Origin of the sequence: Enterocloster sp. 210928-DFI.2.20, from assembly GCF_020554465.1 — a bacterium.
GTDB lineage: Bacteria > Bacillota > Clostridia > Lachnospirales > Lachnospiraceae > Enterocloster > Enterocloster bolteae.
In genome coordinates this window covers 89,750-96,352 of the sequence record NZ_JAJCHK010000021.1, presented here as the reverse complement: position 1 = coordinate 96,352, position 6,603 = coordinate 89,750, and the positions used below count along the sequence as shown (strand labels likewise).

Sequence of the window (6,603 nt, the reverse complement as noted above, 5' to 3'; positions counted from 1 at the left end):
GACGGCATCCCCAGAATATGCCTTAACAATTCCATGGTCTGATAAATCCGTATTGAGCACATTAAGCTGCTCTTTTAGCAGCTTTCCCATCGGCCCCGATAGCACTGTTTCCTCATCCGTAGACAGAAAATCATTTACTATCTTACTCTTAAGGACATACGTTCCCAGCCGTTCCATTAAAACGGTGTTCGTTACAAACTCGGTCAGCAGCTTATTTGCAATGGCATCTATCAGACCCTGGCCGGTGGTCCCTGCACCCGCTTCTCCTCCAAGTATCCCATGAGTATCTATCGCTTTTAGATTAGCAGCCGTAAAAGTATCCCTGGTGATGATACTTCCCGGTGTCACCGCCGCTATCACATTGCTCACGCTGCCAACCAGTACATACAGAGTGAACTCCGCGAACTTCGACCGGTTCGTGGACCCATTGGCATAGATATAGGTTGGATCCGTTGAGATATCCATGTACCCGTACAGTATCTCCCCTTCATCCGGATCCTCCGCAAATACCCCCACCTCTGTGACCAGAAATCCTTCCGTTACGTTGTCGCTGCTCACCTGTACTGTGATATAGGCCATGTCATCCTGTACCCCGTAATCCGCTATCTCCGCATCTATTTTATAAGTATTCAGGCCAATCATGGATTCCGGCGAATATCCCTCCGGCGGTTTACCGGTCCCTACGGCAGCCCGTGTGAACTGCAGGCTTCCCTGGGATGCCGCCAGCTTTGTTAGCAACCTGAATCCCTTACTGACAACAAACGTTCCTGTTGCCTGAATTACATGTTCATTTGCCATCTTATCTTCCCTCCGGATATACAATCATTTTTGTATGTATGTACACATTTCCCTGTACCCTGACATGGGCCTTCCCTTCCCGGTGCCCATTCGTTTCCTGTGGCCGTCCTATGTATCTTACATAGGTTCCCAGCGTGGTGCCCGCATACAGCTTTCTTTTCCCTGCATAACGCTGCAGATATTCATGCACCGCTTTCAGATGGGCTGGGATATACTTCATGATGCGCTCCTCCTGTTCCAGGACCGGCTCCCTGGCATCAAAATAGTAACGGATAGTCAGGGTCAGATGCTCCGCATCCTCCAGTATCTCGCAGTCCCATCCGGTTATCTGTTTTATCTTGGCCTTCAGGTTTGGGATGTTCATGACTTCCTCATTTAACAGTATCATCCTCTCCCGCAGCCACTCCGCCACTTCCAAGACCACACCCAGATACGCCTGCTCCGCCTGGAGCAGGTCCTCCATCTGAGGAATCCGTATCTTAATTCCCGGAAGCATTTTTTCATCCAGAAGCATTTAATGTCAGTCCTTTCAATGTGAAAAATTGGTCATAGTCCGCTGTCATGGACTCTTCCCCTTCATTCACGGTATATTCCACTATCTCCTTCACGCCAGGCGTCCCGCCTATGAGCATCCCAATACGATAGTAATTCAATACCGTTTCTTTCTTTCCCTCCAGGGCAACTTCCGCCAGGTAAGATTTTACCTCCTTGCCGGCCTGGGCGCGGACACTTTCCATATCCGCCCCTTCCTGCAGCTCGATGATGCCGTTAATAGTCACTTCCACTGCCTCAGCTGCACGGATGACCGGCTGCGCTCCCACCGGCCTCTGGGTCTCAATGTAGGCCCGGACCAGCTCCACCACATCTGGTGTAGGTGCTCCGGCCTCTGGCGTGAGCAGGGCCACGTGTACAATTCCAGACCCATCTCTAACTCCATGGACTCGCGCGCTGCCGATAACCCGTTTCCCTTCTGCGTTTTCTACCTGCCTGGCCCAGAACGCATAGTGATTTTCATTTCCGGATGTGATGACCTCGTCAATCCGCAGGTCAATCTCATCCCACAGGGGTTTAATCAGCATGCTGTTGTACCGGGCCAGCTCCTCAGACACGGCCTGCATGTTATCCATGGAGAAGCTCCCTTCAATCCGGGTGTCCTCATTTTTCAGCCCAGCCTTCAGCCTGGCCAGGATGTCCGATGCGCTCCATTCCAGCTCCATTACCTCACCGCCTTTATATCATGTTGTATGGTTTCTTCACCGTACACGCTTCTGCAGCGGAATGACTCCTTGATTCCATCCTTTTGCAGCACGAAATCGAATTCCGATAGCTCCTCTATATAAGGGTTGCACATCAGTGCTTCCGTTGTGTACCGTTCCAGCTCCATCTGGGTCACCTCATCGTTCATCGGTTGGCCTATCAGCTGCTCCTCTATCTCGCTCCCAAACGTAGTATCATAGGCCGTATATCGGTACCTGGCTGTTTCCAACGCAAAATAAATCCAGATGCGCAGGGCCTCATTCCCCTGGACCAGATAGGTCCTGCCATCATCATCCAGTTTCAGGCAGTGTTTCTCAAAATCATACGCATATTCCCGGAACAAGGGAAGTTTCTTGGACGCGGCTTCCTGGACTGTCTCAGTATTAATGAATGGAAATACCCCCATGTCACACCTCCCTGCAGATAACATAAAAGGAGCTTCCTATCTGGGCCGCCAGCACGGTATCCCCGGCCGTTGCGTCACACTGTGGGTTTCCATGAACATTATGTGAGAACAGTTCCCCACCAATCCGGATGGCAGATGGCGACACATATTCCGCCAGGATGAGGGGACTGCTTCCGCCTGCCCCTTGCTCCTTAATACGCCTTGCCAGCTTTGCTGTATATCCTCCCATATCATCCTCCTCGCTTCTGTTTCTTGTCCTCGGATGGCTTATCAATCTCAACCTCATCCATCAGGTTCTGGAATGCAAGGGTCAGGCTCATCGTAGATTCCCCATTGGAATATTTGTGGCTGTCACTCTCAATAAAGAACTGGCCAATCAGCCCGGTTTCTTCCTCCTGTACCAGCAATGCATATCCGGCCATCGCCCGTGTGTCATCCGGGATGCCCGTGACCGTAGCGGATGGATCACTTCCATGAAGCAGATTCTTAGCTTCCGCCGCTGCGTCCTTTCCCTCTTCCTGTTCCAGGACTTTCTGGATGGTTCCATAGGCCGCCTGGCTGGCTGTATCCTCCACGATCCCCACTACGGTACCCTTTTGATTGGTGATTAAAACCTTGTTGACAAGGTTTTGAAGGGTGGTCTTGTAAGTAGCATCTGACAAGTTGGAATCTCCGGTCAGTATCACTCCGCTGTCCTGGCCTTTTTCAATGACGGATACCCGGTTAACCTCCGTCATCATCAGCTGATATTTCTTACCATTCTTCCGGGCGGCTGCCGTATAGGATGATTGTATGACCTGATATCCGGTCTTTTTTACACATGGATTCGTGATTGTAATACCCGTGGCTGCCATAGTTCCAGCCGTGATTCCAAGTGCCCCGCATACATCCCTTGCAATGTCCTCCGGAGCCCCGTTATAATCCTTCGTCAATTCGGATCCTGTTAAATAGAATATCAGGTCATAAGCCAGATACCGGACCAGGTTGCTTCCTGCCATCTTTTCAATATCAAAGATAATTCCGCCAAATAAGAAGGTTCCCGTGTCCGTCTGAAGGAGTACCTGGTCTCCCTCGTTAATGGTCACATTTGGGAAGTTTGGGTCCTGCGTGTTCTTGGCAATGGTAAATTCCAGTTTCCTGGCTATCTGTCCACTGTCCCCGCTCCAGGTTATGGTTTCCACCAATTCACTCAGATCCTTATCGCCCACCAGGATATTCAACTTTCGTTCTCCTTTCCGATTACGGGATTGCCAGGACCGTCCCCGGATAAATCCACCAGCCGTTGTTACTGCTGCTTTTTCCATGCTGCTTGGCGGCTGCTTCAATCACGGCACTGTTGGCCGCATATATCCGGGAGCTTTGGGCCCCGTTCCCGTATGCTTTTTTTGCGATCCCCCAAAGGGTATCCCCGCTTCCCACCGTATGGGTCTTAGCCGGGACTGCCTCGTCCGGGCGTTGTTTCAAGCCGTTGTCGCGCACCTGCAGCGGGATGGACACGGTCGGCACGGTCAGGTTCCGATACTCCGACAGCTCCAGCGTATAATACATATCCCCGCTGCCTTCCTTTACCTTAAAGCTGCATTTGTCAATCAGCATAGCCAGGTTGACTCCCATGTCCGTAATGATCAGGCGCTTTGTTTCCTTGTTCTCTTTCCAGTTCTCAATCTTAGCCCTGTATTTCTTAGGGGGCATATCAGCATAGCGGTAAAAAGGGGATTCCCGGCTAGGGAAAAAGGAGGAGATTGTCGCTGTGGCGACATCCCGGTTCCCCTTTAAATTGACCGTCCCCATGTTAAGGAGGGTCAGACGCTTATTAAGCTGCGGCGTGATGACTTCCAGCTCTACCGGGTTAACCGGCAGGACAATGTCTCCCAGCTTGATTTTCCTCGTTTTTCCCATATGCCTCTCCTTTCTGTTTATGCTGTATTGTCAAGTTCTTCTATGATTTTCTTTGCAGTGCGTTCGCTGATTTCCTCAATGTCATCCTCACTCCTTACATGGACTTCATCCGCTATCTTTTGGATTTGGATCGTGATGGTCTTTCCACCAGATGGCGTCACATCCCCTCCATCGGCTGGGTATCTGGAAAGTTGGATTATATTACTGTCTCCCATAGCTGCCCAGGTAAAGCTTTCCTTGGAAGGCAGTATCCGCGTCCCCTTCGGAAGGTCAATCAGCTCAGGGCCCTTCTCACCCACCCAGGTGGGACCGCCTCTCCAGTTATTGTCTCCTCTGGCATTCTTCCCGGGACTGACGCCGCTTCCGGAGCTTCCGCTTCCGGTATCTCCTCCGCCGGTCACCAAATCCTTAACCTTGGACCAGGCCCCGGCCAGTAAGTCCGCGCCCTTTCCAATGGTGTCAAATATCGGCTCAAGATGGGACCACACCCCGCTGATTGTATCCTGGATGCCGGGCCATACCTTCTGGACCACGCCAAATACCAGCTCAAAGGTGGTAATCAGGATGTCCATAACCGGGCTGATGATGCCCCAGGCAGTTTCCAGTACCTTGGCAATGGCTGGGCCTGCCGTTTCTATAACGGACTGGATGAAATCTGACCGTTCCGCTAAAAATTCCACCACGCCGCCTATCTTGTCCCCGATTTCCGACATGATGGTCGTGACAACCGTAGCTACTGCGGAGATGGCTGAACCAATCCCGCCCGCCACAGCCCCTATGATAGAGGCCGCCTGTTGGATAACCGGCACCAGGCTCATGACCACGGGGCCGATACCCGCCATGGCCGTGGTAACAACCGGGGCTATCTGTCCAAATACCGTGGACATACTCCCCAAGAAGCTGGATGCGATGGGCAGAGCCGTGGATACCACGCTGCTGATGATAGGAGCTATCTGAGTGAAGGCGGTCTTAGCCAGACCGATTCCCTTCCCAAGTCCCTGTCCGAATCCGGAGCTGAGTTTCTTTAAGACGGGCTGTGCCTCGTCCATTAGCCCAATCACCTCGGACAGAACCGGCTTTAACTGCTCCACCACACCAAGGCCGAAGTCCGCCGCGTTGCTCTTCATTTTGCCGGTGATCGTGGACATAAGCCCCGCTCCGGAACCGGCCAGCTTTCCGGCTGCTCCTCCAAAAAAGTCCTGGAGTTCACCGGATACGCCGGAAAATCCCTTCTTTTTGAACTCCTCCGCTGAAACCTTGAAGCCGAAGGATTTAAGCCGCTCCGTCTCCCCGACCTTTAAGTCTCCCAGGGCCTCGATGGCATCCATGATGGAGGCAGTCCCTCCACTGGCTGCTGCCATATCCTCCGCCAGCGTTACCAGGTTCATGGCGTCCGTGGTGCTTCCACCAGCAAGTGAAATGGCCCTTGAACCAGCCTGGATGACTTCCCCGGTTTCAAAGGGAGTCGCATTGGCATTCTCCCTCAGCTGCTGAATGTAGGACTGAGACTGCGCCTTTACATCCGCTTGGGAAAGCTCTTTATTCGTGGCCCCAACGAAATGTTCAATGGAAATCTGCTGCTGTTCCAGCTGCATCCCCGCACTGACGGATGCGCCAAGGGCCGCTGTCCCGGCTGCCGCAGCAATCCCCACCGGTATCGCCACAGCCTTGGCTGCCTTGCCAATCCTTCCCACGATTCCCTTGATGGCCCCGCTGGCCTTGTCCACCACCTTAATGACGGGGGAAGCCACCTTCCTTCCCAGACGGTCCAATGCACCGGCTGTCTTTTTTACCACCTTGAAAGCCGTATCCTTCGCCTTCAGAACGGCCGTTACAGGCCTCCCCACAGCCTTCAGGACAGTTCCAGCGCCCTTAATCACCTTTGTGGCTGTATCCTTTGCCTTGACTGCCACCGTGACCGGTTTGGTTTTCTTCGCTGCATCCGTGACACGTTTTAACGCTCTGGTCGCATCGCTTACATCGGCCTTTAGTTTTCTGGGTGTTCCCCATACGCTTTTCAGGGCGCTGGATGTCTTTTTTGTATCCTCACGGAGTTTTGACTGCTCGCTCCGGAGGTTCCTCAAGGTGGCGCTGGCGTTATCCTTGAGGCTGATGCTTCCTGTTACGCCTCCCATCGCCTACCTCCTTCTGGACAGTACCCTGCATAGTGCCTTAAAATATTCCTCCTCCCGCTTCTGTTCCAGCCGCATGGATGCGACAAAGAAAAGTTTCTGGGACAGTCC

8 protein-coding genes are annotated in these 6,603 nt (G+C 52.6%); all 8 read right to left on the bottom strand.

Annotated features, from left to right (window positions below; genetic code table 11):
- A partial coding sequence (locus LI015_RS18250) for a hypothetical protein (RefSeq protein ID WP_227125932.1) occupies positions 1 to 798 on the bottom strand: 798 nt, incomplete at its 3' end.
- A gap of 1 nt (position 799) precedes the next feature.
- Positions 800 to 1,312: a hypothetical protein gene (locus tag LI015_RS18245; protein WP_007863081.1), complete on the bottom strand. Its 513-nt coding sequence runs from the start codon at positions 1,310 to 1,312 to the stop codon at positions 800 to 802.
- Complete coding sequence (locus LI015_RS18240; protein WP_007863083.1) at positions 1,299 to 2,015, bottom strand: baseplate J/gp47 family protein; 717 nt, start codon at positions 2,013 to 2,015, stop codon at positions 1,299 to 1,301. The genes LI015_RS18245 and LI015_RS18240 overlap by 14 nt, the downstream gene beginning before the upstream one ends.
- The gene (locus LI015_RS18235) at positions 2,015 to 2,461 is read right to left on the bottom strand and encodes a DUF2634 domain-containing protein (protein WP_002570854.1); all 447 of its coding nucleotides are present in this window, start codon (positions 2,459 to 2,461) and stop codon (positions 2,015 to 2,017) included. Before LI015_RS18235 ends, LI015_RS18240 begins: the two co-directional genes overlap by 1 nt.
- 1 nt (position 2,462) lies before the next feature.
- Positions 2,463 to 2,690 carry a hypothetical protein gene (locus LI015_RS18230; RefSeq protein ID WP_007863090.1) on the bottom strand — a complete coding sequence of 76 codons (228 nt, stop codon included), beginning with the start codon at positions 2,688 to 2,690 and terminating at the stop codon, positions 2,463 to 2,465.
- A 1-nt stretch (position 2,691) separates the two neighbouring features.
- Positions 2,692 to 3,681, bottom strand: a complete 990-nt coding sequence (locus LI015_RS18225; RefSeq protein ID WP_007863091.1) for an XkdQ/YqbQ family protein — start codon at positions 3,679 to 3,681, stop codon at positions 2,692 to 2,694.
- A gap of 19 nt (positions 3,682 to 3,700) precedes the next feature.
- Positions 3,701 to 4,360 (bottom strand): LysM peptidoglycan-binding domain-containing protein, encoded by a 660-nt coding sequence (locus LI015_RS18220; protein ID WP_007863093.1) that lies wholly within the window; start codon positions 4,358 to 4,360, stop codon positions 3,701 to 3,703.
- A gap of 17 nt (positions 4,361 to 4,377) precedes the next feature.
- The gene (locus tag LI015_RS18215; RefSeq protein ID WP_007863094.1) at positions 4,378 to 6,495 is read right to left on the bottom strand and encodes a phage tail protein; all 2,118 of its coding nucleotides are present in this window, start codon (positions 6,493 to 6,495) and stop codon (positions 4,378 to 4,380) included.
- Positions 6,496 to 6,603: the final 108 nt, after the last annotated feature.

Coding starts and splice junctions, on each gene's coding strand:
- LI015_RS18245 (WP_007863081.1), bottom strand. CDS start 1,312: ATGCTTCTGGATGAAAAAATGCTTCCGGGAATTAAGATACGGATTCCT.
- LI015_RS18240 (WP_007863083.1), bottom strand. CDS start 2,015: ATGGAGCTGGAATGGAGCGCATCGGACATCCTGGCCAGGCTGAAGGCT.
- LI015_RS18235 (WP_002570854.1), bottom strand. CDS start 2,461: ATGGGGGTATTTCCATTCATTAATACTGAGACAGTCCAGGAAGCCGCG.
- LI015_RS18230 (WP_007863090.1), bottom strand. CDS start 2,690: ATGGGAGGATATACAGCAAAGCTGGCAAGGCGTATTAAGGAGCAAGGG.
- LI015_RS18220 (WP_007863093.1), bottom strand. CDS start 4,360: ATGGGAAAAACGAGGAAAATCAAGCTGGGAGACATTGTCCTGCCGGTT.
- LI015_RS18215 (WP_007863094.1), bottom strand. CDS start 6,495: ATGGGAGGCGTAACAGGAAGCATCAGCCTCAAGGATAACGCCAGCGCC.